This window comes from Mesorhizobium sp. M4A.F.Ca.ET.022.05.2.1 (assembly GCF_003998845.1).
Lineage (GTDB): Bacteria > Pseudomonadota > Alphaproteobacteria > Rhizobiales > Rhizobiaceae > Mesorhizobium.
On sequence record NZ_RZOJ01000835.1, the window covers coordinates 1 to 439 of the forward strand.

The 439-nt window shown below is 62.0% G+C and carries 1 pseudogene; it reads right to left on the reverse strand.

The features are described 5' to 3' along the window. Positions 1–405: pseudogene (locus EN745_RS35695) on the reverse strand (DUF3800 domain-containing protein); the annotation flags it as partial. Between the last annotated feature and the right edge of the window lie 34 nt (positions 406–439).

The window sequence follows — 439 nt, forward strand, 5'->3', positions numbered from 1 at the left end:
GTATTTGATGCCACGGAACGCCAACTCCTCGGGCGGTAGGTGCGCGTCGATGAGACGCTTGTGCTCCATCAGGGCCTTGTAGGGCCGGTAGGATGGGTCATAGCCGCCCTTGGCCATCGGATAGAGGTAGAGATCGGCGATCTGCAGCATTGGCGTGGCTTTAGTCCTGCCGCGCGGCTCCCCGCGCACGATGTCTTTGAACTCCTCGGCAGTTAACGACCCGTAGCTGGCGGAGTTGGCACCGTCGAACGGCATCCCCTGCGTCTTCAGGATCCGCGTGTAGGCTATCAGGTCACGGTCCTCGGCTTTGCCGGCCCTCTCGAAGAACACGCGCAGCTTGCGGTCCTGGCTGCGGGCATATTTGGCGGCGCGCTCGATCAGAATGCAGTAGGCCGCCTTGCACATAAACCACAGGCGGTCCTGATACCGGTCCCGATAG